The sequence below is a fragment of the Thalassospira sp. CA1 genome (assembly GCF_059052855.1).
The window spans coordinates 299,438-323,157 of record NZ_JBZCIA010000003.1; the positions used below are offsets into that span (position 1 = coordinate 299,438).

A 23,720-nucleotide genomic window follows, 5' to 3' on the forward strand; every position below is an offset into this window, starting at 1 on the left:
ACAAAAAATTCCGCATAAGCGAAATCTTGTCTTCACAAGTTGGCAACATATCTGCAAACTATAATAAGAAAAAGCAGCAGGGCTTTGCCTCCGTTCAAGACCAAGAGTGCAAGACCGAGAGAGCAAGGCCAAGAGATAATCGCTGCCGACTTGGGAGGGAATTCGTTTAGACCCGAACGGAGGCCCATGAATGTCCAGTTCTATGGATTTCGCGCCTGGCGACCCGACCTTGATGCTGACCGTATTGCGCAGCGCCGAGGCAAATCTTGATCGCAGCATGTTGCTGCGCCGTGTCCTGTCCCTTTTCTGTACCGACGATTATGGCAATCAGGTTGCCATCCAGGACGGCCCTGACTTGCAGCGCCGCATCGACAATGCCATCGCCAATCTTCAACTGGCCGGCTTGATCCGCATGACGGCTGGCGAAGAATTGTCGATCACCTCGCTTGGCACCGCCATGATGATGGCCTACCCGCTTGGCATCGATGATGGTGTGCTGTGTTCGCTGCCAGCATTTCGTAACAGCCTTTATGAAACCCATGCGCCGGTGGTTCAGGAACGCCACCTGCCGAATTCGGCCTATGGTTCCGGTTTCTCTGCCGGGATTGATGCGCATCGCCTGACCGAAAACCCCTATCCGTCTGATTGCCGTGATCATGAAGACTGGTTGATGGGATGGGATGAGGCCCTTGATCAGGCCAAACGAGAAGCGGAAACGCTGCTGAACTGATCCTCGTGATCCGTTCACATTGCGCCTGAAGACTTGCGACCGGCAAACGGAACACGATTTCCGATGCCACGATTTGAATACCCGGCATTGCCGGTGATGCCGTGCCACCTTGTGCAACGGCCGACACCTGCCCGTTTGATCCGCAACGATGGCAACATGCCATTTTCACTGCACATCACACGCGGGCAACGGCTCTCTGCCCCCTGATCACAACCGCCCCCGATCACAACCGACAGATCAGCAAAGCACGACACGCGGTTTATCCGCATGGGATCGGCATCGGTATCGTCTTGTTTACTTAAATGATTGGGCCGCTATTTGACTTCGCTGTCGGACGGGTCATCAGATGCGAAGATTGAAACCACGTTATTTTCGCTGAGCTCTGCGGCTTGGTCTTCCTCACCAGTGGTCGGCTTTTCACGCTTGTGCCCGTCATGCTGTTTGTCGGCGTTCTGGCGTTCATGTTCGGTCAGGGTGCGTTCGCCACGCGTGCGCCCGTGCAGCAAGCGGTTCTGATCGGCCTTGCGCGCCTTTTCGTCGCGTTGCTTGCGTTTGCGTGCCTGACGCAGATTAACCAGATCGCCCATATCAGCCTTCTGTTTTCTGGCTTCTGTTTTTTCCGGCTGACCGGATCAGACGAAATAACCCGACCGGCATGACCCGAAATAAAAAACGGGTGCTTCGATTTCCCGAAGCACCCGCTAGCCGTTCTTAAAATCCGTTGGTGTCCGACAGGACTTAGCGCACGAAGACGTGCACCTCGTTTGCCGAAACAGATGCGCTGGTCGCATCGGAAGCACGCACGCGCGAGCTTGGCATGCCCATATCGGTCAGCGACCGAAGAACTGCCTGCGCGTTGCGCTTGGATTTATTGGCATTCAGCGCAACCTGCGCCGGGGTACCACGATTCGGTGTCACCGCAACCACATCAAAGCTTGCCTGCGGGCGACGTTCAAGAACGCGGTTCACCGCGTTATACAACGCCTGCTCGTACTTGACGCTTGCCGTATCAAAACGGATCACGACAAGCGGACGGTCGCTTGGTGCGGCTGCCATACGCTGGCCGCTTGATGCCGGTGCAGCCTGCGACTGGAAGACACGTTTCGAAAGGGAATCCCCGAAGATCTCGCCATTCTTGACAGCCAGAGCCAGTGCATTGAGGTTCGCGCGTTCTGTGCTGACATAAGACGTCTGACGGGCAAGGCTTTCGCTGATTTCGTTGAGAAGACGATCAATCAGCACCGTGGTGCGGTTGGTTTCGTCTTCAAGCAGGGCCAGTTGACGGTGGTCTTCGTCAACAGCGCCTGAAACCTGATAGGCCGAACGAACCGACTCAAGCAGGAAGGTCGACAGCGTGCTGTCGGCAGCAACCTTGTTGGCCAGCGAGTTCAGCGCGGCAATGTCATCATTCACACGGTCCAGTTCGGACTGTGCGGTGTTCCACTGCTGCACCAGAACCGGGTTACCCGGCGTGGTGCCGACCTGCAGACGGGCACTGATCGCGGCAACCGTGCCGTGATAGGCCTGCGAGTGCGCGACGGTCTGTCCACGCAGCTGCTGCAGTTCGTTGCTATGATTGCTCAAAGCGGATTTGAGACGGTTCAGCTCCTGCTGCATGTTCTCGACCTTGGTACCAACAAAGGTTCCGGTCTGAGATACCCCAGTCAGCGGTTCCGTGCTTGCAGCAACGTCATAGCTGGTGATGGCATCGGCACCAACAGGCTGATTGGCAACGACGTTTTGCTGCGTCGTTTCCTCTTCACCGGCAAGTGTCGGCCACAGGGCCTCAGAAGAAAAAGAACATCCCCCCAGCATCAGGGCGGTGCCGATTACGGCGAGGTAGGTTTTACGAACGGCCATTTCGATCTATTACCTAAGTAGAAATATGCGAATCTCCCTGGGCCTGCCTTTTTATCTAGGTGAAACAAGCCCCTGCTCCCCCGGGATTGAAAGCATCTTAGTCTACGACCACTTATGGAACAAGACGCATTTGCCCCTTTTTTGCCGAGTCTTGTCCTTATTCACTTCAAAGCGGACAAAGCCGGGCAAAACAGGGGCGTAGCAGTCAGGTAAACCGCGCCCTGTGAAAAAATGGGAAAAATTCAAATTTACTGCTTGCAATGACATGCTCGTTTGCATAAGTTCCGCTCCGCCGACGGGGAGCAGCCCTTTGCAAACCGCCGGAAATTAAGGCAAGCGCCCGTAGCTCAGCTGGATAGAGCATCTGACTACGAATCAGAAGGCCGGAGGTTCGAATCCTTCCGGGCGCGCCAGTGAAAGGCTCGACGTTACCGCGTCGGGCCTTTACCATTTATACAAGCGTAAAAGCGCCCGTAGCTCAGCTGGATAGAGCATCTGACTACGAATCAGAAGGCCGGAGGTTCGAATCCTTCCGGGCGCGCCAGTCAAAGGCCCGACGTTACTGCGTCGGGCCTTTGCTTTTTTGCCCACCTGCTTTGCGCTTGCTTGGTCCGACGTACAATCTGCAAACAAGCCCGATCAGAGAAAAGCCCGGCACATATTTGCACCGGGCTTCGTATTTTATATCGGGTATTTTATGTCGGTGTGTGCGGGCTTACATGCCCGGCATGATCACGGTATCGATCACATGAATAACACCGTTGTCAGCCTCGATATCGGCATTCACCACAGTGGCTTCATCGACCATGACACCGTTCATGGCATTCACATCGATGCTGTCACCCTGGACACTGGCAACCATCATTTCCTTGCCTGCGATGTCACCCGACATCACTTTGCCCGGCACCACATGATAGGTCAGGATGGAAACAAGCTTGTCCTTGTTTTCCGGCTTAAGAAGGTCTTCAACGGTGCCTGCCGGCAGCTTGGCAAAGGCTTCGTCGGTCGGTGCAAAGACCGTAAACGGACCTTCGCCTTTAAGCGTATCGACAAGTCCGGCGGCCTGCACGGCCGCTACAAGCGTGTTGAACGAACCTGCGGCAACGGCGGTATCAACGATGTCAGCTGCTTTGGCAGACATGGTGCCAAAGGTCAGGCTGGCAGCGGTCGCAACGGCAATGAGAGACGATTTGATGGCAGACATGGTCCTATCTCCTGTTAACCAACGTGGAATTTCAACGTCGAATTGTTGCTGTCACAGGAAGGCATACGGCCCATCATCGCGTATCAGTTCAATCATATGATTGTGATAACAAAGGCGCATCCAATCACCTTTGCACAACGTACTACACCTTTGGCGCGTAGCCATCCGGTCGACAAAATCACTGCATCTTGTATCGCTGCGGTGTTATGGTCAGCTGATCACAAGGGCAAAGCCCGATAAGGGACCTAGGACGGAGCGCACCAATGAATGCCAACACCCGGATCACCATTTCCTGCGATGACCGCGTCGGTTTGATTTCCGATATCACCGGACGACTGTTTGATATCGGCACAAACCTTGGCCCAACCTCCTTTTCGCTCGACGGCGATGTCGCGAAATTCGAAACCACTTGCGAACTTCCCGACGAATGCCCGACATCCGAATGCGAGGCTGTGCTGCGCGGGCTGTCCCTTGGCAATGCCGACATCACGGTCGAAGCCATTGCCGCCGCCCCTGAAATGACCACCGCACCGGGTGCGACCCATCTGATCGAATGTTCCGGGATTGATCAGCCGGGCCTGATCGCGCGCCTGTCGGAAATCTTTATCGAATATAACGCCAACATCGTCCGTCTGGCGGCATCGGCAACCGATGAAAAGGACGCACGGATTTATACCCTGCGCTTTGCCGTCGCCATTCCGCCGGAACGCGCCGCCAATTGCCTGGCAACCCTCGCCAACACGGCGGGCTCGATGCGACTTGTCTTCAAGTTTGACGAGCTTTAGGGCCAGAACAGCTCAGCATTCCGGCCACCAGAGTAAAAGCCCTGCACAGCAGGCCAGTGCTGCTGTGCAGACTAAACGCGCTGTAATGGTGGCTAAATATCCTCGAATGCCAGCTGATCTTCTTCTTCGCCTGCAAAAATGACGTTATTGGCGCTTAATTCATCCCGTGTGACACCGTCGATCTGGACGCCATATTCGTAATGTCGGCCATTTGCAAAATCGACATAGACGCCGGTTTCATTTTCTCTCGCGTGATCCAGAAAGTCTTCGAAGCTCTCAATCCCGCTTTTTTCCTGAAACGTCGTTCCGAAATACAGATGATCGGTATAGTCATCACTGTAATCGTCCGCCCCGGTATTGAAATCGACGATCCGGTCACGTTCGGCACCACCTTCAAACACCTGATAAACAAAGGTGTCTCCGCGCATCAGGTCGTTGCCATCGCCGCCTTCGATCCAATTGTCCAAACCGCCGCCGCCATCAAGCACATCATGGCCGTCACCGCCATAAATATGGTCACCCCCCATGCCGCCATTGATGTGGTCACGGCCCGCGTCACCGTATAAACGGTCATCCGCCACGTGGCCCTTGATAATGTCATCTCCATTCCCGCCACGGGCATATGTCGGATCGGGCTCAAAGAAATCGTCGTAATAGACGTTGAAGACCGTCAGCGTATCATTGCCATCACCGCCAAAAAGCTGGTCTCCACCGTCATTCCCATTCAGCGTATCGTCGCCGTCGCCACCAACAAGGGTGTCCCGGCCGCCCATACCGTGCTGCTGCCCCGACAAAATGTCATCGCCTGCCTCGCCATAGACATATGTGCCTGAAAGGGTGTCGTTCCCCGCACCGCCATAGATCGAGTCAAAGCCGTAAAACCCGTCAATAACGTTGTCGCCGCTATTTCCGATCAGCACGTCCGAATGTCGGGACCCGAATATGTTTTCAACATCGGTAATGACGTCGCCCTCGGCATGTCCGCCACTTGCTATGGCGACGCCGTCGGTCAGCTCGACCTCTACACCTTCATCGGAATGAATGAAGGTGACTTCATCCTGCCCGGCGCCACCATTTATGAAATCGGCACCGGACCCACCGTTCAAGCTGTCGTCGCCATCGTGGCCAAGCAGCGTATCATTGCCCCACTCGCCCCAAAGGTCGTTGGAGCGTGCGCCGCCGACAAGAAAGTCATCACCGCCCGCCCCTTTCAGGATCCCGCCTCGCACGTCGCCGCCGATCAGAACGTCATCATGGTTCGATCCGCGAATATTCAGGTCAGGCGTTTCGGTGGTTTCATCGAGAATGGAAATTTGATCGCCGGTCGCATCACCGCCAGTACCGCTCATACTGTCCTGATCAAAAATCACAGCTTCCGGTGAGCGGACATAAGTAACGGTCGGCTCATAGGAATAGAACGGTTTGATATCGCGGTAATCGAAGACGATTGTATCCGCTCCACCCCCACCATCGACGGAATAGAGTTCACCTTGAATGTGATCGTCATTATCTGAGCCCGTGATATCGAACTCCTGCTGATCGTAACGATCATCATTGTAAAGCTCGAGCGTATCCCCCTCGGCATCACCACCCCGCGCAACGAGCTCTATATCGCGTGTTTCGCGATCATCATTAAAGTTGTTATAGAACTCGATATGGACTGGATCGTCGGATAGCGCATAGGAAAGCGTGTAATTCTCGTTATGGATCGAAATGAAGGTGTCCGCACCGGCACCACCTTCAATCGTATCTCCACTGCCGACATAGATGGTGTCATCGCCTTCAAGACCATAGACTGTGTCACGGGTCCATTCGTTGCGGATCACGTCGTCTTCAGGTGTACCGATGATGCGTGCCATAATGAGGCTCCATAAATTATGAAAGACCTCACAAACGTAGCATCACAAAAATGATCGTAAAACGACAATAAAACTAAATATACAGAACTAAAAATTGCGCAATATAGCAACAAATTTGAACTAATTTCTTTCGATATAAATTTTATTTATTCAAAATCATCGAAACCGGCGCGAACATTACTTAAACCACAATACGGTTACGCCCAGATTTCTTGGCTTCATACAGTTTCTGGTCTGCGCGCTTAAGTACCGCCCATGGATCGGTCGTATCGTCATCGCGCTCGGAAACACCGACTGAAATCGTGACCGATACTGCCTTGTTCTTTTCCGGCGGGGTGATCTTGTTGTCAGAAATCCGTTTGCGCAGGGCTTCCAGTGGCTCATGCGCCCTTTCGGCTGAACGTCCAGCAAAAACGACAGTGAACTCCTCGCCGCCAAACCGGAACGCCTTGCCACCACCGCCGACGCGCGCCAGTTCACGCGCCACCTTTTTTAAAACGATATCGCCAACATCATGACCATAGGTGTCGTTGAACTTCTTGAAGTGATCAACATCAAGCATCGCGATCGCATATTGATTGCCAAGTTCCGCCATCGCATGGCCCAGCGCACGCCGACCGGGCAGCCCGGTCAGATCATCGACAAACGCCATCCGCCAGGCTTCCTGTGCAAGCCCCGCCAGAACCACACCGGTTGCTGCCAGATATCCATATTGAATAATCCCGGTGCCCATCACGGTTGCCACATCAATCGCAATGATCGCCGCCGCAAAGCTGGTTTCAAGCGGCTTGTGCCGGATCAAAAGCAAGATCACCGCGATGACAGATATGATCATCGCAGGATGGGGCATCGCGCCCAAAATACCGGTGCTAACAAAAAAGCGGGTATCGAGCACACGATGAAGGGCCGATCCGACATCGGGCTGCCCCGCCAGCATCAGCATGACAAAGATCTGCAATCCCAGAACCAGCATCCGGGCAATGCCCCGCGGGTTCAAAACACCGCGTTCAGCCGTAAAGCCCAGCAAAAGCAGATTGATCGGGATCAGATAAAGTGTGGCGATCCGCAGGAACGCCAATCCCTCGGCCGAAATGCCGGCCCCGTTGCCCACCAAAAGCCAATAGCAAACCAGCAGCAAAGCCATGACAAAAACCGCGCGCCCGCGGTTAAACCACCAGCCAATCGACCCGCCCAAAACGGCAAGCAAGAACGGCCCATATCGGACCAATCCGGAAAGTTCGGCTGGCACCAGTGTCGGTGAAACGGCCAGCACCAGACACGCACCCAAAATCAGGGCAGGTGCCAGTCCGGCAGAAACAACAATGGAATAAGCGCGACGCATGGGGCGTTCGATACTACCTGCTGATGGGGTCTAAGGGCCCGCAACCGACGGCGTTCCCGGTATCGCCGGTAATCTAACGACAGTCCGGTTAAGGGGCTATTGCTTTATCCGGCTTATCTCGAGTTTTTCTGATCTACGGGTCGCGTGCGCCGAAAGCACTAGAGACATAAGTGTTTTAAAACTTGCCAGCATTCGCATCCGCACCCTAAATTACCCACAGGTTTACTGCGACGCACAATGATCGCAGACCACATAACTGTCACGGCGGCCACGGTACGATCCCGAAAACGGGACGCAACAATACGCCACATGCTTCGCGCGATGATCAAGTGATGATCCATCGCCTGCGACGCACTGATTGAAATGACAGGTTCTGGAGAAACGTTACCATGAGCTTCACCACACCGACCCCGGCCCCGGCACGCCTGAACCGGTCCGAACTTGCCGTTCCCGGCAGCCGGATCGAACTGTTTGAAAAGGCCGCGAAATCGAAGGCCGATGCCATTTTCCTTGATCTGGAAGACGCCGTTGCGCCCAGTGACAAGGAACAGGCGCGCAAAAACATCATCGAGGCCATTAACGATATCGACTGGGGCGACAAGGTCCTGTCGGTACGCATCAACGGTCTTGATACCCATTATATGTATCGTGACGTCGTCGATGTTCTCGAACAGGCTGGTGACCGGCTTGACCTGATCATGATCCCGAAGGTCGGAACCGCTGCCGACGTTTACGCCCTTGATATGATGGCAACCCAGATCGAAACGGCCAAGGGCCGTAAAAAGCGCATCGGGTTTGAGTTGATCATTGAAACTGCCCTTGGCATGCAAAACATCCATGAAATTGCCGCGGGCTCTCCGCGCAATGAAAGTCTGCATTTCGGTGTCGCCGATTACGCCGCCTCGACCAAGGCGATGACCACCGGCATTGGCGGCCCGAACCCGCATTATGGCGTTCTGACCGACAAGGATGGCGATAACCCGCGCGATTATCACTGGGGTGATATGTGGCACTATGCCATTGCCCGCATGGTGGTTGCGGCGCGCGCCAACGGTCTGCGTCCGATTGATGGTCCGTTTGGTGATTTTTCCGATCCGGATGGCTATCGCGCACAGGCGGCCCGCGCCATGGTGCTGGGCTGCGAGGGCAAATGGGCGATCCATCCAAGCCAGATCACGCTGGCCAACGAGGTCTATTCACCTTCTGATGCCGAAGTCACCAAGGCCAAACGCATCCTTGAAGCGATGGAAAAGGCCCAGGCCGAAGGGGCTGGCGCCGTCGCCCTTGATGGTCGTCTGATTGATATCGCATCGATCAAACAGGCCGAAGTCATGGTCCGTCAGGCCGAAGCCATCGCCGCACGCGACGCGGGTTAAACGCCTTATATTCAGATCACATCAAAAGGGCCGGGATTTTCCCCGGCCCTTTTTACTATTATTTACGATGCCAGTCGGCGCGACTGCCTGACTTGCCCGTGCAGGACTTCTTGGGGATCGCCTTCACGCACCAGATGCATGTTGATGCCATCCGACCCACCACCGAGTTCCGGTTTCAGGCGCTGCTTGCCATCATAGTGGCCACCATTTTGGGTGCGGTACGGGATTGGATCATCGGTAAACAAACCGGCAAGGCGTTGCTTGAACGCGACCTCGATTTCTGCCCAGCCGTCTTCATCCACGCGATCGGTGCTGTAAACCGGAAATGGCGGCATGACATCCATACCGGGATAGAAAAGCGCGCCGTGCTGGATCGGCCACAACACATCATCGATGCTGCCATTAACGCCACGGTCACTGTAATGCGGCAAATGTCCGCCAATCGGTACGATCAGCATCGCACGGCGTCCGGCAAGGGTGCCCTCGCCATAGCGATCGCCCCAGTGCGTCTCACTATGTTCGCCCACACCATAAGCAAAGCCATAGGCAAACACCCGATCAAACCAGCCTTTCAGGATGGCGGGCATGCCGAACCACCACATCGGAAAGCTGAACAACACCGCATCCGCCCATAAAAGCTTGTCCTGTTCGGCGGCGATATCCGCCGTCTGAAAGCCGGACGCATAGGCATTTTTGGACTCTGCCACATAGATCAGCCGATCAGGATCGCGACGTTCGGTAAAATCGTGCGCATCAGCCAGCGGCTTCCACCCCATGGCATAAAGATCAGAAACCTGCACGGCGTGGCCGTCAGCACGCAGCGTTTCAACCGCAACATCCTTTAATGCGCTGGTCAGGGATGCCGGTTCGGGATGGGCATGGACAATCAAGACATTCGACATTGGGCCGTCCTTTCCAAAAGGGGATCACGTTCGATGCGTGATCATGGCCTGATGTTCTGCTATCTTTGAAATTCAATAATTTTTGGTCTGGTATAAATATGACAGATATCAGCAAGCTTGACCTGAACCTGCTGGTGACACTCGACACGCTGCTGGCCGAACGCAATGTCACCCATGCGGCAAGGCGCCTGAACCTAAGTCAGCCGGCGATTTCAACCCGGCTGACCCGCCTGCGTGATTTGCTGGGCGATCCGTTATTGCTGCCCGCACAGCGCGGCATGATCCCGACCGAACGCGCACTTGAACTGCAAGAACCACTGCATAACGCACTGGAAGCTGTCCGCCTGGTGGTTGCGGAAAACAGTCCGTTTGATCCATCAACAATCACCGCCACCATCGCCATTGCCGCCAGTGACTATGTGCAATACGCGATCCTGATGCCGTTGCTTGAAGTCTTGCGGGGTGATGCGCCGGGGATCAAGGTCGCCTGGCGCACGATCAACACATCCATGCTGGATACCCAGATGGCGCGCGGTGACGTCAGCTTGGCACTTTCAACGCCTGAAACCGCGCCAGAAACGCTTCGGATGCGTAAAATCTATCGCGAGGAATATGTCGCAATCGCCAGATGCGATCATCCGGCAATCAACGCGCCACTTGATCTCGACAGCTTTTGCGCGCTTGACCATGTGGTTGTGTCCCCCGAAGGCGGCGGCTTTAGGGGGCCTGCGGATGATGCCCTGGCGGCACTTGGACGCAAACGCAATGTTGCCCTGTCTGCACCGGGATTTCTTGTTGTCCCCGAAATCGTCGCACGCAGCGATATGATCGCCCTTGTGCCCAGACGGGTTGCCCACGGTCGCACCGGTCAGATCCAGATGTTTGATCCCCCGATGCCCGTTACCGGTTTTGACATGGCGCTGATCTGGCATGACCGCACCACCACCCATCCCCTGTATCGCTGGCTCCGCGATCAGATCACAGCACTGATCGCAGATGCTTCCGCCGATTAACCGGCATATCGCACAAACACAAAAAAGGCCGACCCGCGACATTCACGCGGATCGGCCCGAAATTCAGATGCCTGTTATCTCAAGGTACTGCGATCAGTCGGCAATGCCGTCAAAGATGATCTTGCCAATGGCCTTGCCACTTTCCAGCAACGCATGCGCTTTCTGAAGGCTTTCCGGTGACAGCGCGCCAAAGCTTTCATTCGCCGTATTGGTGATGGTGCCCTCATCAACCAACTGGGCCACCGTCGCCAGAAGCTTGTGCTGTTCAATCATATCAGCCGTCTGGAACATCGAACGGGTAAACATGAACTCGTAGGAGAAGCTGGCAGACTTGGCTTTCAGAAGATCCACATTGTGATTTTCCTGGGCCTCGGTGATCGTGACGATCCGGCCCTGCGGCGCGATGACACTCGCCATCACATCGAAATACTGATCGGTTTCCGACGTGCAGAAGATGTAATCAACATTGACAACATCAATCGCCGCCAGTTCTTCATCCAGCGGATTGCGATGGTTGATCACCTGATCCGCGCCAAGCTTTTTGACCCACGCCACAGTTTCCGGGCGCGATGCGGTCGTGATGACTTTCAGACCGGCAAGCTTGGCCAACTGAATGGCAATCGATCCAACACCACCGGCCCCGCCAATGATCAGGATCGTTTTGTTTGCATTGGCGTCAACCGCCTTGCGATCAATCAGAAGGCGATCGAACATCGCTTCCCACGCCGTAATCGTCGTCAGCGGCAGCGCTGCGGCGGCGGCGAAATCAAGTGACTTCGGCTTGGGCGCAACAATGCGTTCATCAACAAGTTGCAGCTGGGCATTGGACCCCGAACGGGTCACATCACCAGCATACCAGACGTCATCGCCCGGACGGAAAAGGGTGACGTCTTCGCCAACAGCCTCGACCACACCGGCCGCATCCCAGCCAAGCACCTTGAAGGCACCGTCATCCTGCTTGCCCTTGCGGACTTTGAAATCGACCGGGTTCACTGCAACGCCCTTTACCCGTACAAGGATATCGTGACCCTCGGCAACCGGGGCATCGGTTTCGATCTGGATGAACAGGCCGTCGGTGTCGACCGGGGCAGATTTATAAATACCAATGGCTTTCATCTTTGGCATTTCCTTCCATCAAAGGTTTGATTTGTGAATGGCCAACTTTTAACGCATAATCCTCCTTGAAATAAGTACGCACAATTTCAGCATATAGTATCAATTTGTATACTATTGTGGATTTCCGGGCATTACAGGCACATCACCTGAACCGGTCCTTGCTGATTTGGAGGTTAAAGATGAATAGCTGCCCACCCAACAGAAGCCCCGGCTGCCCGGTTGAAGGCGCGCTTGATATGATTGGCGGCAAGTGGAAGGGCGTTGTGATGTTCCATCTGCTTGATGGCACAAAACGCTTTAACGAGCTGCGCCGTCTGATGCCCGGCGTCACCCAGCGCATGCTGACCCGCCAGCTCCGCGAACTTGAAACCGACGGGCTTGTACATCGTGAAGTCTATGCCGAAGTCCCGCCGCGCGTTGAATACAGCCTGACCCAAAAGGGTGAAACGCTGCGCGGCATTATTCTGGCCCTCAAGGACTGGGGCGAAACCCACGTTCCATATTATGCGATGTCAAAACGCCCAATGCCCGAAAGTGAACCCGCCTGATCAGATTTGCCGCAAATCACGCGCCATTTTCCAGAATGTCGTTCTGTCATATCCGTCATGGACGCCTTCACCGGCAATCGCAAACCCGCGTGATTTGAAGAACCCGATATTGTCTTCAAGTTCGATCCGAACACTAAGCCGCATATGCTGTTTGCCGCGATCACGCGCAAACGCACAGGCGGCCTCGACCAATGCCTTGCCGATACCAGATCCCTTGACCGCCGGGTCGACCGAAAGCTTGTAAAGATAGGCATCCTTGCCGACATCCTCGATCCAGATTTGGCCGATGATGCTGCCATTGCCGTCCCGCGCAACAAACAGCGTGTCACGCGCAAAACGCCATTGCAGTTCGGAAACCGAAACCGATTTGGCCGAGCTTGGCGGATCGACAATATCGTCCTGAAAGGCAAAGGCTGCCAAAAGAATTTCAACAAGCCGCTCGAACGAAACGTCGTCCGGGGCATTGATGTGTGTGATCTCGATACTGGACGTCATGGGGTTCCACGTGCAAACTGTCAGGCGTAATGAATGTATGAACACTACGCCATAATTATTACGTAAACGGAAAATATGGACTGTTCATAGCTCCGCCCTTGACGTGGCGGGTCGATATACTATGTTCCGCCCCATTGTTTCCCAGTCGGATATGATGCCCTGATGCATAACTTCCTCGATTTTGAAAAGCCGATCGCCGAACTTGAAGGCAAGATCGAAGAGCTCCGTCATTTGACGGGCAGTGACGAAGTCAACATCGCAGACGAGGTTTCCCGCCTGCAGGAAAAGCTGACCAAGCTTTTGCAAGGCACCTATGGCAAGCTGACCCCCTGGCAGAAAACCCAGGTGGCGCGCCATCCTGATCGTCCGCATTTCACCGACTATATCGCCAACCTGTTTGACGATTTCACCCCGCTTTCCGGTGACCGCCAGTTTGGCGAAGACGCCGCAATCATCGGTGGTTTCGGTCGCTTGCAGGGCCGCACGGTGATGGTGATCGGCCATGAAAAAGGTCGCGATACCGAAACCCGTGTGAAACACAATTTCGGTTCCGCCCGCCCCGAAGGCTATCGCAAGGCAATCCGCCTGATGCGCATGGCTGAGCGTTTCAACATTCCGGTTGTCACCCTTGTTGATACTGCTGGCGCCTTCCCGGGTGCCGATGCCGAGGCGCGCGGCCAGTCCGAAGCCATCGCACGGTCGATCGAAGCCTGCCTTGATATCAAGGTGCCGCTGGTGTCGGTCATCATCGGCGAAGGTGGATCGGGTGGTGCGATTGCGCTTGCCGTTGCCAACAACGTTCTGATGCTCGAAAACTCGATCTATTCGGTGATCTCGCCAGAAGGTTGCGCATCCATTCTGTGGCGTTCTGGCGACGAAGCCAAAACCGCTGCCGAGGCGCTCCGTCTTACCGCACAGGATCTGTTGCAGCTTGGCGTCATTGACGAAATCGTGCCAGAGCCGCTTGGTGGCGCACAGCGCGATGCCAAGGAAGCCTGCAAACGGGTTGGTAAAGCGATCATCAAGGCACTTGAAAGCATGGACGATGTCGAAGGTGGTGTGCTGAAGGCGCGCCGTCGTGACAAATTCCTTGAAATGGGCCGCAAGGGCCTGAACTGATTTTCCATTCAGGGCGCAGACCATCATCAATGATGCTGCGCCCTGTTGTCATTTTCCGGCGCAGTCTGTCCGTCGGTTATATCCGGCAAAATGAAGCGCCCTTTTCCGGCCTGGTCGGGAGGCACCATGAATTTTCTTCGCCGGATCGTTGAATCCAGTCGCTTTCAAAATTTCATCACCGCCGTCATTGCGATTAACGCCATCATCCTCGGGCTTGAAACATCCCCGACTGTGATGAATGCGGCGGGGTCGGTGCTGCATGTGCTCGATCAGGTGGCGGTGGCGATTTTTGTCATCGAACTGGTGATGAAACTTGCGCTCTATCGGCTGGCCTTCTTCAAGCGCGCCTGGAATGTCTTTGATTTCACGATTGTTGCCATCACCCTGATGCCTGCGGGCCAGGGCGTCTCGGTCCTGCGTGCGCTGCGTATCCTGCGTGCCTTCCGCCTGATTTCGACCGTGCCCTCCATGCGCAAGGTGGTCGAAGCCCTGATGCGCGCCATCCCCGGTATGATTTCCGTCCTGACATTGCTGTCGCTGGTGTTTTATGTCTCGGCGGTGATGGCGACCAAGCTGTTTGGCGAGGGCTTCCCCGACTGGTTTGGCAATATTGGCGCGTCCCTTTATTCGCTGTTCCAGATCATGACGCTGGAAAGTTGGTCGATGGGCATCGTCCGTCCGGTGATGGAGTCTTACCCGCTGGCGTGGCTTTTCTTCGTGCCGTTCATTCTGGTAACGACATTTGCCGTCCTGAACCTGTTTATCGCGATTGTGGTTGATGCGATGTCGACACATGTCGATGTTGAAGAAACCCAGACACGCGATGTGATCGAACTCGATCATCAAGAAATCATGACCGAACTGCGCGCTCTGCGTAGTGAAATGAGCAAACTTGCCAACGCCCGGAACGACCATCCACAAGACGTTCCATCCGATCAAAACAAGACATCGACCCCCTCCTGAACAGTCGGTCAGGCCAGGCTTGCCGGGAAAATTGAGCGGTTACTCATAAAAAGGGGGTGGTTAAACGCCCCGAACCTCGTCTAATCTTTCGACAAATATCGGGAGATCGGGGAATGAAGCTAACGTTTGCGGGGACAGGATCGGCCTTTTGTATGGCCGCTGACAATTTTCAGAGCAACATGGTTCTGGAAACGACCCCGTCGGGCAATGACCAACCACAGCGCCTGCTGATTGACTGCGGTTCAGACGCGCGCCATTCGCTGCGCAACATTGGTCATATGCCAAACGACATTCATGGTGTCTATGTCAGCCATCTGCATTCGGACCATATCGGTGGGCTCGAATGGATGGCGCTTGCCAATTATTTCGTCTTCGAAGGCCACCGGGCGGAACTGTTTGCGGTCGACGAACTGCTTGAACCGCTGTGGGAACACTCGTTGCGCGGCGGCCTTGAAATCAGCGATCACGGCAACAGCAAACTGTCGTCCTATTTCGATGTTGTCCCGCTTTCCACCAAGAACGGATTTGACTGGCATGGTATGCATTTCGATGTCATCCCGGTTGCGCATGTCGTGACACCGGAAAGCACGATGTATTCCTATGCCCTGTTCGGTCACGGCCAGAACAAGTCCTTCTTCCTGACAACAGATGCGATTTTCAATCCCGAAGATCATATGCCGTTCTACAAAAAGGCCGACATCATCTTTCAGGATTGCGAACTCGGCCCCCGTCATTCCGGGGTCCATGCCCATTACGACCAACTTGTGACCCTGCCTGCCGAGATCAAGGCGAAGATGTGGCTCTATCACTATCAGGCTTATGATAAACCCGACGCCGTGGCGGACGGTTTCTGTGGGTTCATTGAACCGGAACAAAGTTTTGATCTTGGTTGATCAGACAACCGGCGCATAACCTGCACATTAGGGTCCTGACCCTGCCCAAATATAAAAACGAGCAAACGGAACAAAAATGTTCCACAACCACAAAACGGGACGTGCGAATGCCCAAATCGGTTTTTGCCTATATATGGCGTCATAGCCGCCTCCAGCAGATCATGCTGACATTGGTCACGCTGGCCTCTTTCCCGTTTCTTTATTACTCGCTTGATCTGCCCAAGCAGATCGTCAACGAGGCCATCGGTGGTGCCGGTGCGCCCTATGACATCCTTGGCATCGATCTGACCCAGATCGAGTATCTGTTCGCCCTCTCGGGCATTTTTCTGGCCCTCGTTTTCGTTAATGGCGGCTTCAAATACTTCATCAACGTCTATCAGGGCGTGATGGCAGAACGCATGCTGCGTCGCATGCGTTACGAGCTTTTTGATCGTGTTCTGCGTTTTCCACTGCCGCATTTCCGCAAGACCAGTCAGGGCGAAATCGTTTCCATGATCACCGCCGAAGCCGAACCGTTGGGCGGCTTCTTTGGCGAGGCCTATGCCCTGCCGCTTTATCAGGGCGGCATTCTGATCACGATTTCGGCCTTTATCTTTATTCAGGACCCTTTGATGGGGCTGGCAGCGATCGCGTTTTATCCGTTGCAGGGCTATCTGATCCCGAAACTGCAACGCCGCGTGAACCTGCTTGGCAAACAGCGCGTTCAGAACGTGCGCCGCATGTCCGAACATATCGGCGAAACGGTTGGTGGTGCGACCGATATTCGTGCGAACGAAACGCAAGGGTTCGAACTGACCCACTTCACCCAGCGGCTTGGCCGGATTTTCGAGATCCGCAAGGAAATCTATTTCCGCAAATTCTTCATCAAGTTCCTGAATAACTTCATCGCCCAGATCACCCCGTTCTTCTTCTATTCCATCGGTGGCTATCTGGTGATTACCGGTGACCTCAGCTTTGGCGCGCTGGTTGCGGCCCTTGCCGCCTACAAGGACATGTCAGCACCGTGGAAAGAGCTTCTCGCCTATTATCAGCGCTTGGCTGATGCCAACATCAAATACGAACAGCTGCACGAACAGTTCGAACTGCCTGACCTTGCGCCGGAACACGAACTGATTGCACCGGTTTCGCCGAAACTGGCCGGCCCGCTGGATGTCAGTGCCCTGTCATGGACGGACGAGGATGGCACCCGCGTTGTCGAAAATGTTTCGTTTAATATGGGATTGCCGGGCAAGGCCCTTTTGACCGGCGCATCAGACAGTGGCAAATCGCAACTTGCCCGCCTGATTGCCCACATCATGACCCCGACGGGCGGGCGCATTCAGTTCGCCGATTTTGATGCCACCACGCTTCCGGCTGCGGTGGTCGGGCAACGTCTGGCCTATGTCGGGGCGGATGCGTATCTGTTTAATGGCAGCATTTCCGATAACCTGTTCTATGGCCTGAAACACCGCCCTGTCCTTGTGGAACAGGATAACGACAATCCCGCACCCGACAGCGATGCCGACGCCAAAGCCTATCCCGATCCCAAATTTGTCGATGTCGTCGAACTTGCCGATCCAGCCGATCTGCCCTGGAAGCTGACGCGCGAAATGTATGACGAGATCAAGATGTCGGGCAACATCCCCTATGATCCGTCTGCCGAGTGGATCGATTATGTCGGACCGGGATTTGAATCGCGCGAAGACATGCAAAAGGAACTGATGCGCCTGCTTGAGGTGGTCGGCCTTGATCGTGATATTTATCGCATTGGTCTGTTGCGCCGCATCAGCCCCGAAGAACGCCCGAACCTTGTTCAATCGGTACTCGATGTCCGTCCGCGCCTTAAGGAAATTCTGGCCGAACGTCAGTTGTCCGACCTTGTCGAACCGTATGATTTCGACAAATACAACGACAACGCGCCGGTCGGCGTGAACATCCTGTTCGGGACGCCATCACGCACCGAATTCAAGCGGATGGACTTCCTGTCCCATCCCTATATCCAGAAAAGCCTGCGTGAAAGCGGCCTGTATGAAAAGATGATCAAGATGGGGCGTGAAACGCTTGATCTTATGATCGAACTGTTTACCGGCCTGCCCCCGGGGCATGAATTCTTTGACCGTTACAGCTTTGTCTCGGCCGATGAAATGCCCGAGGTGAAGAACATCCTGAAACGCACCGACGGTGTGCGTGTTGATGACATGCGCAAAGAAGACCAGTTGCGTCTTCTCGACGTTGCCATGCAACTGACCCCGGCCCGTCACCGCCTGCGCGTGATTGATGATGATTTCCGCGAACTTGTTCTTCAGGCCCGGCCCAAGTTCCGCGAAAACATGCCCGATGATCTGGCAGGCTATATCGACTTCTTCGAGGCGGATGGCTACGCATCAGCAGCACCGATCCTTGATAACTTGCTGTTCGGTCGCTTTGCCTATGGCCGTGCAAATTCCGAGGAACGCGTCGGCGAGGTCCTGTTTGAAATCGCCCACGAAGGCGGCCTTTACGAAGGATTGGTGTCCCTTGGCCTTGAAAGTCAGGTCGGCGTTGGCGGCAGTCGCATGTCCCAGACATTGCGTCAGAAAATCGCCCTTGTCCGTGCTCTGATCAAGAACCCGGATCTTCTGGTCGTCGACGAAGGCCTTTCGGCTCTGGACCGCGAAACCCGCGAAAGCATCATCAACTACCTGACCGGCGAAAGTGACCATACCAGTCTGGTTTGGGTCGATGATGATGACCATGCCGGTGAAAAGTTCGATACCTTGCTCTATATGTCGAACGGAAAGCTGGTCAAACGCAAAAGCGTTGCCGATGACAGTGAAACAACAACCGAAGAAACCGAAGACGAAGCCGCAGCCGCACTGGCCGCAGGAGACATCGATCAGGAAGTCCGGTTGCTGCGCACCATCCCGCTATTCGCCGGCCTCGACCCCAGTGTCGTCAAGCTGCTGGCCTTTACCAGCCCGCGCCTGACCTTCAAACATGGCGAGGTTCTCGTCAAACAGGGGGATCCGGGTGATGCCGCCTTTATCGTCATTTCCGGGCGCGGTGAAATCTGGCTGACCACCGATGAACACCAGACACTCAAACTGCGTGACGTTCATGCCAAGGAAGTCATTGGCGAAATCGCCCTGCTTGTCGATGCACCGCGTTCGGCCACGATCCGTGCGGTCGAAGACATGACAGTTCTGAAACTCGACAAGACCGAATTCCTCGGCCTTGTTCGACAGGACCAGGCTGTTTCCAATCAGTTGATCCGTGTTCTGGCTCAACGGCTTGATCAAACCACCAAACAGCTGACCAACCGCAACAACGACAAGAACTGACAAAGCGAACGGACGGAGCTTCCCGGTAAAGGGGCTCCGTCCATCCTTCTTTTGCCTGACCTTATGAACTGCGCCTTATGAACAAAATCGCCTCCATCCTCCTTGCCGTATTGCTTGGCATCATCATGCTGGGCGGCTTTATCGCCCTTGTTGGCGGCAGTGTTATCGGCGCACTGGCCTTTGTCATTGGCATCCCGGTCGCCTTCCCGATGACGACAAGCGTCGTGATCTTGTTTTTTGCCGCCATCATCATCCGAACCCTCGTTGAAAAGCACCGCCAGAAACGCGAAATGCGCAAATATCTCGATCGGTCAGAAGACTGATTTTCTGCGCGTTTTGGCGCTCAGCAGAAAAAACATTCGCTTTTTGCCACTCCGCGCCAAAAAAAACGCATCAAATGGCGCCGAGTTCGGTCACCTCCTCTGATCGCCTGTTGATACCTTCCTCTCAGTTCAATGACATGCTTCGCGCAAACCGCGCCAAGCTCAAGGAAGGAGGTCCCCATGACGGCACAATCAAAGGAACAGCGTTGCGTTTCGCTCAGCCAGCTTTCCGATCTGCGTTTGCTGCGCGAACATGCCTATATTGATGGTCGCTGGTGCTCGGCTGACAACCTTCAGGTGATCGAAGTCACCAACCCGTTCGATGGCAGCTTCATCGGCACCGTTCCGAACATGGGCGTTCACGAAACCCGCAAGGCCATCGCGGCTGCCCGCGAAGCTTTCCCGGCATGGGCGGCCCTTCTGCCCCGGGAACGCGCAAACGCTTTGCGTCGCTGGCATGATCTTCTGATTGAAAACAAGGAAGACCTGGCCCTTCTGATGACCCTTGAACAGGGCAAGCCGATCAACGAAGCCCGCGGTGAGATTGATTACGCCGCAAGCTTCATCGAATTTTACGCCGAAGAAGCCAAGCGGGTGAATGTCGAAAACATCACATCCCACCTGCCCGGCCGCAACATGTCGATCAAACGTGAACCGATCGGGGTGACTGCCGCTGTAACACCTTGGAACTTCCCGTGTGCGATGATCACGCGTAAGGCCGCGGCTGCTCTTGCCGCTGGTTGCACCATGATCGTACGCCCGGCCACCGAAACGCCGTTTTCGGCAACTGCACTGGCCGAACTGGCCGAACGTGCGGGCATCCCGGCGGGCGTATTTAACATCGTCACCGGCGATCCGAACCCGGTCGTGGGCGAGCTGTGCGGCCATCACGATGTGCGCGCACTATCCTTTACCGGCTCGACCGAGGTTGGCCGTCTTCTGCTGTCGCAAGGTGCTCAGACGATCAAGAAAATGTCGATGGAACTGGGTGGTCATGCCCCGTTCATCGTCTTTGATGATGTCGATCTCGACGAGGCCGTCGCCCACGCGGTGAACGCCAAATTCGCTACCAGTGGTCAGGATTGCCTGGCCGCCAACCGCATTTTTGTTCAGCGCGACATCTATGACGACTTCCTTGATAAATATGCCAAGGCCATCGCCGATCTGCGGGTTGGCAACGGCATCGAGGAATATGTCGAAATCGGTCCGCTGATGCATGACCGTGCGGTTGCCAAATGCGAAGAACATGTTGCCGATGCGCGCGCCAAGGGTGCCCGTGTTGTCACTGGCGGCAAGAAAATGGGCGGGCTGTTCTTTGCCCCGACCCTGCTTGCCGATGTCACCGCTGACATGAAGATCTATCGCGAAGAGACATTCGGTCCGGTTGCCCCGGTCATGGCGTTTGATACCGAGGACGAAGTCGTCGCCAAGGCCAATGACAGCGAATATGGCCTTGCTGCCTATCTGCTGACCAAGGACAACGACCGCGCGGCACGCGTCTCAAACGCCCTTGAATACGGCATGGTTGCCCTGAACTGCGTGAAAATCACCGGCGCACCGATCCCGTTTGGCGGCGTCAAGCAATCGGGTCTGGGTCGCGAAGGATCGCGCCATGGCCTCGAAGAATTTACCGAACTGAAATACGTCTGCGCTGCTTACAAAGCCTAGGTTTCAACCTTGGTGCGCGCAAAAGACATCAACCGCATTCACATGGGAGAATTCAAATGAATGTTATCAAAAACACCACTGCTGATCTGCAGGAAATGGATCGGGCGCATTTCATGCACCCCTCGACCCACATGCGCCAGCACGCAGCCGGTGAAACCCCCAACCGCATCATCAATGGCGGCAAGGGCATCTATATCCACGACACCGAAGGTAAGGAAAGCCTTGATGCGTTCGCCGGTCTGTATTGTGTAAACGTTGGTTATGGCCGTACCGAAATTGCCGATGCGATCTATGCGCAGGCAAAGGAACTGGCCTACTACCACACCTATGTCGGCCACGGGAACGAGCCGGTCATTCGTCTGTCGGATCGCATTATCAAAAGCGCGCCCGAAGGCATGCAGCGCGTCTATTACGGCATGTCCGGATCGGACGCGAACGAAACCAACATCAAACTGATCTGGTACTACAACAACATCCGCGGCCTGCCGCAGAAAAAGAAAATCATCTCGCGTTGGCGTGGCTATCACGGCTCGGGCATCATGACCGGCAGCCTGACCGGCCTTGCTGCCTTCCACAACGCATTTGATCTTCCGCGTGCGCCCATTCTGCACACCACCTGCCCGCACCATTACTGGAATGCAGAGGCTGGCGAAACCGAAGCAGAATTTGCCAAACGCTGTGCCAATGATCTGGAAAAAATGATCCTGCGCGAAGGTCCGGAAACCGTTGCTGCCTTCATCGGCGAGCCGGTCATGGGCACGGGCGGCATCATCACTCCGCCGGAAGGCTACTGGGAAGCCATCCAGGCTGTCCTGAACAAATATGATGTCCTTCTGGTTGCCGACGAAGTCGTGACCGCCTTTGGCCGTACCGGGTCCTACTTCGGGTCGCTTCACTATGGCATCAAGCCGGACCTGATCACGATCGCCAAGGGCGTCTCATCGGGCTACCTGCCGCTATCGGGTGTGATCATCGGCGAACGCGTCTGGAAGGTGCTGGAACAGGGTTCCGATCAGATGGGCCCGATCGGCCATGGCTGGACCTATTCCGCCCATCCGGTCTGTGCGGCTGCTGCCAACGCCAACCTTGATATTGTCGATGGTGAAAACCTGACAGGCAATTCGGCGGACACGGGCGGTTACTTCCAGAAACGCCTGCATGAAACCTTTGACAACCATCCGCTGGTTGGCGAGGCGCGCGGCGTTGGCCTGATGGCCGCACTTGAGTTTGTCGCGGATAAAACCAAGAAGGAACGTTTCGATCCGAATGCGAAAATCGGTCCGCGCGTATCAGCCGCCTGCCTGGAACGTGGCATGATTGCACGCGCCATGCCGCATGGTGACATCCTTGGCTTTGCCCCGCCGCTTTGCATCACCAAGGCCGAAGTCGACAAAGTCATCGACATTGCCAAACAGGCTGTTGATGCGGTCGCAGACGAAGTTGCTGCTGGCAAATAAGCCAAACTGATATCACTGCGACATCAGAAATACCCGCCGCGTCAAACCTTCTTCCCGACGCGGCGGTGCACAGGGGCCGGGCCCATGACCGGCCCCTGTTTTATGTCTACCTTATGTCTACGCGACGTTGATCTCACTGCCACGATCTCACTGCCACCGGGCCCAAACCCTTGGTTACTGGCAGGTCGTCGCAAACTTCCCGGCAGTATCTTTCTTGGACGTCACCGTGCAAGCAGCAGTGACGCTACCCGATGCATTTATGATTTGAAGTTGGATCTCGGCATTGCCGCCATCTGCTGACGGCCACCAGATCGAACCGGCACCGTCAGAACCAAACAGGTTCAGATAAGGCGCCGCACCCGCATTGGTCACACCGGCAACAACCGTGGCATTCCCGGAATTACTCAGCGCATCCTTGACCGTCACTTTGGCTGAGTCCGGGGATGTTTCGGCCCATTCGCTCGACGAGATCGGCACGCCATTGGGATTGTAAACCTCCGCCTTTGGCGACGTCACAAGCGTTCCGAGCGCCATCACGGCAAACATGATTGCCGGGAAGATCGCGTCACGGACAGTTTGAAGCAGGTTGAGCATATTCACAGCCAGTTCCTTTCACGTCAGTTTCATCACCACAGTCCGCTTGTCGGAAAGGGCACGTATGAGACGCAGAAACGCTGATGTTGTGAGCATCACCGGGATCACAGACCGACCGTTCAAGACAAACAAAAACCCCCGCAAGCAGTGCCTGCGGGGGTTTGCGATATCTTA

At 55.2% G+C, this 23,720-nt stretch carries 21 protein-coding genes and 2 tRNA genes; 14 read left to right on the forward strand and 9 right to left on the reverse strand.

Features of this window, described 5'->3' with window-relative positions; genetic code table 11:
* Nucleotides 1–190 precede the first annotated feature (190 nt).
* On the forward strand, nt 191–730 hold the full coding sequence (locus AC5Q5A_RS08175) for a hypothetical protein (RefSeq protein ID WP_120225574.1): 540 nt from the start codon (nt 191–193) through the stop codon (nt 728–730).
* Between the two features lie 314 nt (nt 731–1,044).
* Here AC5Q5A_RS08175 and AC5Q5A_RS08180 read toward each other — a convergent pair whose 3' ends face one another.
* Both AC5Q5A_RS08180 and AC5Q5A_RS08185 read right to left on the reverse strand, forming a co-directional pair.
* Nucleotides 1,045–1,317: a DUF4169 family protein gene (locus AC5Q5A_RS08180; protein WP_493894926.1), complete on the reverse strand. Its 273-nt coding sequence runs from the start codon at nt 1,315–1,317 to the stop codon at nt 1,045–1,047.
* Nucleotides 1,318–1,468: 151 nt separating this feature from the next.
* Nucleotides 1,469–2,590 carry an OmpA family protein gene (locus tag AC5Q5A_RS08185; protein ID WP_008890060.1) on the reverse strand — a complete coding sequence of 374 codons (1,122 nt, stop codon included), beginning with the start codon at nt 2,588–2,590 and terminating at the stop codon, nt 1,469–1,471.
* 336 nt (nt 2,591–2,926) lie between these two features.
* Between AC5Q5A_RS08185 and AC5Q5A_RS08190 the strand changes: the two genes are divergently transcribed.
* Together AC5Q5A_RS08190 and AC5Q5A_RS08195 are read left to right on the forward strand one after the other, a co-directional pair.
* Nucleotides 2,927–3,003, forward strand: a tRNA-Arg gene (locus AC5Q5A_RS08190).
* 54 nt (nt 3,004–3,057) lie between these two features.
* Nucleotides 3,058–3,134 (forward strand) — tRNA-Arg (locus AC5Q5A_RS08195).
* 171 nt (nt 3,135–3,305) lie between these two features.
* Here the strand turns inward: AC5Q5A_RS08195 and AC5Q5A_RS08200 are convergent.
* On the reverse strand, nt 3,306–3,794 hold the full coding sequence (locus AC5Q5A_RS08200; RefSeq protein WP_493894927.1) for a fasciclin domain-containing protein: 489 nt from the start codon (nt 3,792–3,794) through the stop codon (nt 3,306–3,308).
* Between the two features lie 263 nt (nt 3,795–4,057).
* Here AC5Q5A_RS08200 and AC5Q5A_RS08205 point away from each other — a divergent pair, with 263 nt between their 5' ends.
* On the forward strand, nt 4,058–4,579 hold the full coding sequence (locus AC5Q5A_RS08205) for a glycine cleavage system transcriptional repressor (RefSeq protein WP_493894928.1): 522 nt from the start codon (nt 4,058–4,060) through the stop codon (nt 4,577–4,579).
* 92 nt (nt 4,580–4,671) lie between these two features.
* On the opposite strand, the gene AC5Q5A_RS08210 is transcribed toward AC5Q5A_RS08205, so the two are convergent.
* Together AC5Q5A_RS08210 and AC5Q5A_RS08215 are read right to left on the reverse strand one after the other, a co-directional pair.
* Nucleotides 4,672–6,438 carry a calcium-binding protein gene (locus tag AC5Q5A_RS08210; RefSeq protein WP_493894929.1) on the reverse strand — a complete coding sequence of 589 codons (1,767 nt, stop codon included), beginning with the start codon at nt 6,436–6,438 and terminating at the stop codon, nt 4,672–4,674.
* Nucleotides 6,439–6,619: 181 nt separating this feature from the next.
* The gene (locus AC5Q5A_RS08215; protein ID WP_493894930.1) at nt 6,620–7,780 is read right to left on the reverse strand and encodes a GGDEF domain-containing protein; all 1,161 of its coding nucleotides are present in this window, start codon (nt 7,778–7,780) and stop codon (nt 6,620–6,622) included.
* Between the two features lie 389 nt (nt 7,781–8,169).
* Between AC5Q5A_RS08215 and AC5Q5A_RS08220 the strand changes: the two genes are divergently transcribed.
* Nucleotides 8,170–9,156 (forward strand): HpcH/HpaI aldolase/citrate lyase family protein, encoded by a 987-nt coding sequence (locus AC5Q5A_RS08220; protein WP_417828889.1) that lies wholly within the window; start codon nt 8,170–8,172, stop codon nt 9,154–9,156.
* A gap of 62 nt (nt 9,157–9,218) precedes the next feature.
* On the opposite strand, the gene AC5Q5A_RS08225 is transcribed toward AC5Q5A_RS08220, so the two are convergent.
* Nucleotides 9,219–10,058, reverse strand: coding sequence for an NAD(P)H-dependent oxidoreductase (locus AC5Q5A_RS08225; protein WP_493894931.1), 840 nt, complete (start codon nt 10,056–10,058; stop codon nt 9,219–9,221).
* A 98-nt stretch (nt 10,059–10,156) separates the two neighbouring features.
* On the opposite strand from AC5Q5A_RS08225, the gene AC5Q5A_RS08230 reads away from it, so the two are divergent.
* Nucleotides 10,157–11,071 (forward strand): LysR family transcriptional regulator, encoded by a 915-nt coding sequence (locus AC5Q5A_RS08230; RefSeq protein WP_493894932.1) that lies wholly within the window; start codon nt 10,157–10,159, stop codon nt 11,069–11,071.
* A gap of 93 nt (nt 11,072–11,164) precedes the next feature.
* Here the strand turns inward: AC5Q5A_RS08230 and AC5Q5A_RS08235 are convergent, their stop codons facing one another.
* The gene (locus AC5Q5A_RS08235; protein ID WP_493894933.1) at nt 11,165–12,187 is read right to left on the reverse strand and encodes a zinc-binding alcohol dehydrogenase family protein; all 1,023 of its coding nucleotides are present in this window, start codon (nt 12,185–12,187) and stop codon (nt 11,165–11,167) included.
* A 179-nt stretch (nt 12,188–12,366) separates the two neighbouring features.
* Between AC5Q5A_RS08235 and AC5Q5A_RS08240 the strand changes: the two genes are divergently transcribed.
* Nucleotides 12,367–12,735 (forward strand): winged helix-turn-helix transcriptional regulator, encoded by a 369-nt coding sequence (locus tag AC5Q5A_RS08240; protein ID WP_063087007.1) that lies wholly within the window; start codon nt 12,367–12,369, stop codon nt 12,733–12,735.
* Here the strand turns inward: AC5Q5A_RS08240 and AC5Q5A_RS08245 are convergent, their stop codons facing one another.
* Nucleotides 12,736–13,230 (reverse strand): GNAT family N-acetyltransferase, encoded by a 495-nt coding sequence (locus AC5Q5A_RS08245; RefSeq protein WP_493894934.1) that lies wholly within the window; start codon nt 13,228–13,230, stop codon nt 12,736–12,738.
* A gap of 162 nt (nt 13,231–13,392) precedes the next feature.
* Here AC5Q5A_RS08245 and AC5Q5A_RS08250 point away from each other — a divergent pair, with 162 nt between their 5' ends.
* The 7 genes from AC5Q5A_RS08250 to AC5Q5A_RS08280 all read left to right on the forward strand — a co-directional run bounded on the left by AC5Q5A_RS08250 (nt 13,393) and on the right by AC5Q5A_RS08280 (nt 22,952).
* A complete protein-coding gene (locus AC5Q5A_RS08250; RefSeq protein ID WP_008890050.1) occupies nt 13,393–14,349 on the forward strand; it encodes an acetyl-CoA carboxylase carboxyltransferase subunit alpha in 957 nt (318 codons plus the stop codon).
* A 126-nt stretch (nt 14,350–14,475) separates the two neighbouring features.
* Entirely contained in the window at nt 14,476–15,312 is an 837-nt protein-coding gene (locus AC5Q5A_RS08255; protein WP_493894935.1) for an ion transporter, read from the forward strand.
* Nucleotides 15,313–15,425: 113 nt separating this feature from the next.
* Nucleotides 15,426–16,205, forward strand: coding sequence for an MBL fold metallo-hydrolase (locus tag AC5Q5A_RS08260; RefSeq protein ID WP_040823107.1), 780 nt, complete (start codon nt 15,426–15,428; stop codon nt 16,203–16,205).
* 107 nt (nt 16,206–16,312) lie between these two features.
* Nucleotides 16,313–19,504, forward strand: coding sequence for an ABC transporter transmembrane domain-containing protein (locus tag AC5Q5A_RS08265; protein WP_493894936.1), 3,192 nt, complete (start codon nt 16,313–16,315; stop codon nt 19,502–19,504).
* Between the two features lie 77 nt (nt 19,505–19,581).
* Nucleotides 19,582–19,827, forward strand: coding sequence for a hypothetical protein (locus AC5Q5A_RS08270; RefSeq protein ID WP_493894937.1), 246 nt, complete (start codon nt 19,582–19,584; stop codon nt 19,825–19,827).
* 180 nt (nt 19,828–20,007) lie between these two features.
* Nucleotides 20,008–21,495 (forward strand): NAD-dependent succinate-semialdehyde dehydrogenase, encoded by a 1,488-nt coding sequence (locus AC5Q5A_RS08275; protein ID WP_493894938.1) that lies wholly within the window; start codon nt 20,008–20,010, stop codon nt 21,493–21,495.
* A 56-nt stretch (nt 21,496–21,551) separates the two neighbouring features.
* A complete protein-coding gene (locus tag AC5Q5A_RS08280; protein WP_493894939.1) occupies nt 21,552–22,952 on the forward strand; it encodes an aspartate aminotransferase family protein in 1,401 nt (466 codons plus the stop codon).
* 174 nt (nt 22,953–23,126) lie between these two features.
* Here AC5Q5A_RS08280 and AC5Q5A_RS08285 read toward each other — a convergent pair whose 3' ends face one another.
* Entirely contained in the window at nt 23,127–23,552 is a 426-nt protein-coding gene (locus AC5Q5A_RS08285; RefSeq protein ID WP_493894940.1) for a hypothetical protein, read from the reverse strand.
* Nucleotides 23,553–23,720: the final 168 nt, after the last annotated feature.